Raw genomic sequence first — 2,544 nt, 5'->3', positions numbered from 1 at the left:
TCGACATGCTGCCTGCCGAGGCCTACCTGCCCGATGGCCGTACCGCCGCCGACACCGCCACCGTGCGCTCTGTGTTCATCATCGGTCCGGACAAGAAGCTCAAGCTCTCCATGACCTATCCGATGTCGATCGGCCGCAATTTTGCCGAGGTGCTTCGTGCCCTGGATGCCCTGCAGCTGACTTTCAATGTCCCGCTGGCCACGCCCGCCAACTGGAACGCGGGCGAGGACGTCATCGTCGCACTCGCCCTCAACGACGACCAGGCGCGCGAGAAGTACGGCAGCATCGACATCAAGCTGCCGTACCTGCGCACCACCAAGGCGCCGAAGTAGCTCGTCAGATCCGAGGCGCCGGAGCGCTCGTCTCGAGCGTATGGGTCGCCCCGGCCCCCGGTCGGGCGGGACGCTAGGGCTTGGGTGGCGCCGCCGGAACCAGCCCGTAGCGGGTCATGACGGCGATCAATGCCACTTTGTCCGGCGGCCCGCCGGCGCCGGCCACTTCAGCGACATCGCGAAAGTACCGGGCGCCGATGTCGGGGGATTGCACGATCAGAGCCCGGGCTGTCGCTGCAAAGGGGTTCGCGAACTGGTGGACGCTGCCCTTGGGACTGAACATGGCCTCACCGGCGGCGAGGTCACGCGTTTCGGCGTCCACGGAATATCGCAGCGTGCCTTCCAGGACATAGACGCATTCGTCGTTCTTGGTATGGCTGTGCGGAGGCGGGACGTTCGATCCCGGCGGCACCGTGAGTTCGAACAGGCCGACACTGTCGGTCTGCGACCCGTCCACGAGGTAGCGAATGGACAGCTGGCCGACGCTGATTGCTGACGAATCGTTCATTTTTCAGTCTTCCATTGCGTGACGCTGGGCCGGCCATCATGCCGGAATCGACCGGCTCTGGAAATGGCGGCGGGTCGGCGGAGGCCGAGCCCGGGTGGTCCTGCGAGGCCCTCAATCCGGCGTCGCCAGCGGGTTCGGCGAGGGCTCGCCGATCCATGTCAGCGTATTGCGGTCGGTGTGATGAAAGGGTTCGGCCAGCCCCTTGATCTGCATGACCGTGTCCTGGTCGTACGACCAGGTGCCGTCGGCATGGAAGGCGACCTTGATACGCCACTCCAGCGTGGTGAATGCATGCTCGATGAAGGGGTTGGACACGATGCCGTTCACGAGGCTGCCGTGCGTCGCGACCAGTTCGAACTGGTCTGCATGTTCATCGACGCGGCCGCTCGCCATCGCGACCTGGCCCCGAGGAATCGCCAGCGTGTGCATGACGGTGCCGGTGGCGGGTTCCCACAACCAGTAGCCGACCTGGTCGTGATACATCTTGGTCAGCCCAGCCTTGTGGATGTAGGTGTGATAACGCAGGCCATAGAGCACCTGCGGACCGTTGGTCTGGGGATCGATCGGCTGCAGTTCATAGTGCTCCACATAGACCTGCGTCTTCGGACCCTGCGCCTTGGGTTTGACGTCCACCCCCTTCTCGCCGCGCCACAGGCCCGCCATCCTGCGCAAGGGGCCGAGGTTGGCGAGGGTCTGGCCGTCCAGATCGGTGGGTTCGGTGTAGATGTCTTCGGGAAACGTGCTCATGGCTTGGGCAGGGAAGTGGAGTTGGATCGGGCTTCGGCCGCTGGCGGGTCCTGCCCGGCGCAGCGGCGTGAGGACGGCATCATGCCGCAATCGGATGACCGGCCCCCTAAGCACCCGACTCGTCGGCGACGACCTGGGCCTCGAACAGATAGCCTTCCAGGGCCTTCTCGACCCGCGGCACCGACATCCGGGCCGAACCCGGCAGGGTCACGCGGACCCTCATGCCGCGGCGGCCGCCTTCGTTCGCCTGCACCTGTGCATCGGGCAGCGCGAGTTGCTCGCGGACCAGCCGCGTGACCAGACGCGCCGCGGCATCGCATCGCAACTGGGGCTTGTAGATCTTCCCCACCGTGGTGAGCGGGATGGCCTCGACGATGTGGATCTGCTTCGGCCATGCCGGGCGTTCGCCGATGGTCTGCTCCGCATGATCGCGAAGCTCGTGCTCGGTCACGCTGGCGCCGGGCCGGAGCGCCACATAGCACACCGGCAGTTCGCCGGCGTAGGCGTCGGGCATGCCGACTGCCGCCGCCAGCAGCACGGCCGGATGGGCGGCCATCGCGTTCTCGATCATCAGGGGATCGATGTTGTGGCCGCTGCGGATGATCAGGTCCTTGGCACGGCCGGCGATGCGGATTCGCCCCTGCGCATCGGTGTAGCCCAGGTCGCCACTGTTGAGCACGCCGTCCTCGAAGACGCCCGTGTCGTGCGCCGGGTTCCGGTAGCCGGGCGCCACGTGGGGGCCGGAAATGGTGATGACGCCGATCTCGCCTGTTTCGCAGGCCGGCCCGAGGCGACCGCTGGCCTCGAGCCGCCGCACCTCGAGGCGCGTGTAGGGCAGCGCCCAGCCGACCGAGCCGGCGCCGCCGCTGCCGGCCACCGGGTCGATGGCGATCAGACCCGAGGCTTCGGTCATGCCGTAGACCTCGAACAAGCCGCGTCCCGTGACCTGCCTGAAGC

General features: G+C 66.8%; 4 protein-coding genes. 1 reads left to right on the top strand and 3 read right to left on the bottom strand.

The window, feature by feature from the left end:
• Window positions 1-332 (top strand): thioredoxin domain-containing protein (locus AC1DY5_RS50960; protein WP_478121903.1); only part of this gene is annotated, 332 nt, incomplete at its 5' end.
• 73 nt (window positions 333-405) lie between these two features.
• Here the strand turns inward: AC1DY5_RS50960 and AC1DY5_RS50955 are convergent.
• From AC1DY5_RS50955 to AC1DY5_RS50945, 3 genes are all read right to left on the bottom strand, one after another.
• Window positions 406-840 (bottom strand): cupin domain-containing protein, encoded by a 435-nt coding sequence (locus AC1DY5_RS50955; RefSeq protein WP_478121902.1) that lies wholly within the window; start codon window positions 838-840, stop codon window positions 406-408.
• Between the two features lie 111 nt (window positions 841-951).
• Window positions 952-1,587, bottom strand: a complete 636-nt coding sequence (locus tag AC1DY5_RS50950) for an FABP family protein (protein ID WP_478121901.1) — start codon at window positions 1,585-1,587, stop codon at window positions 952-954.
• 106 nt (window positions 1,588-1,693) lie between these two features.
• The coding region (locus tag AC1DY5_RS50945; protein WP_478121900.1) for an AMP-binding enzyme at window positions 1,694-2,544 on the bottom strand (851 nt) is incomplete at its 5' end.

The organism is Variovorax sp. P4_D9 (assembly GCF_056401695.1).
The sequence above is the reverse complement of the archived record's forward strand: the minus strand, read 5'-3'. Positions and strand labels throughout refer to the sequence as shown.